The sequence below is a fragment of the Staphylococcus sp. 231237_7MaSpsaltlick genome (assembly GCF_043107035.1).
The window spans coordinates 1-1,231 of the sequence record NZ_JBICNX010000138.1 but is presented as its reverse complement, the minus strand read 5'-3'; the positions used below and the strand labels follow the sequence as shown (position 1 = coordinate 1,231).

Below are 1,231 nucleotides of genomic sequence, written 5' to 3'. Positions count from 1 at the left end.
TACATTTCTCTTACATCTAATTCTTTGCTTTGGCTCATTTTTCATCCTCCTAAAAATATAGTTTTTTTTATTATTTTTGTAAATTTTAAGGTAAATATAATAGCGGTGTTTTTTACCGCCAATTTCAATTCTCAGGGACTAAATAAATTTTATCTAACATAGTTAAATAACTTTTCTACTTAAATACAAGTAGTGATTTTCAATATTGATCACTCCTTAATTAAATTGTTTCTTTAATTTTAACGTACACAAACGCACGTTTCAAGTATTTTGTGTTGTTTTTTATTATTTTTGTAAATTAATATATAAAAAAAGAAGCGCTAGGGCTTCTTTTTTGGGAGTTTATCATAGTTGAAAGTACTTATATATGGATTATTATGAGTTTCTTTATCAAAAATGATATTTGCTTGATTATCTTTTAATTTTACCAATATTTTATGCTGATTACTTTGTAATCCAGAGTATCTATCATCACCAATCTTCTTAGTTTTTATTTGCTTATCAAAAAAAGGGTCAATTGTTTTCTTTAATTCTTTTTCATACTCATCGCCTATATTCTTAGAAATACTCCACAAAGGGTAAGACAGCGAACCATAAGACATATTTAAACTTTCTTTAATAGGATTTTTATTTTTAATAACCGTTTCAATATTTAATTTGTGACTTTCTGGTGATTTATAAGACATTTCATCTACATTATCTATTCGTTCAATAAACTTCTCGTCATTTTTCCCATCTCGTTTTGCTTGAATGGCTAATAAATTTTCATTTGATCTAAACGTTTCCTTACTTTCTTCAAATTTTTCTTTGTCTTCTTTCTTAGCTAACTTTAATAAATCATCGTCTTCTTTATCATTTATACCTTTTAGCCTAAGATTACTATTTACTTTGTAATATCTAATATTTCCATCTTTAACGTGAGCAATCTGATTTATCTTTTCATTTTCTTTTATACCTTTATTTTTACTATCAGTTATAAGAAGTATATGTTCACCCTTAGATATAGTTTTCCCAAATTCTGCAGGTTTTCTTTCTTCATGCCCACAAGCTCCTAATAATAAAGACGTACTAAGAATTACACCGACTAATATTTTCATATTTCCCCATCCTCATTAGTTTTTTAAATATTATTCAATTGGTTCATTATAGTCTTCTGCCATATTATGTACTTTCATTTTAATCCGTTGGTTATTACTTAATGCATTAAATTCCTGTTTATTTACATATATAC

Annotated in this window: 1 protein-coding gene; it reads right to left on the bottom strand. The window is 26.2% G+C overall.

The features are described from left to right. Positions 1–320: 320 nt before the first annotated feature. Positions 321–1,097, bottom strand: a complete 777-nt coding sequence (locus tag ACF91D_RS30415) for a hypothetical protein (protein ID WP_392438472.1) — start codon at positions 1,095–1,097, stop codon at positions 321–323. Between the last annotated feature and the right edge of the window lie 134 nt (positions 1,098–1,231).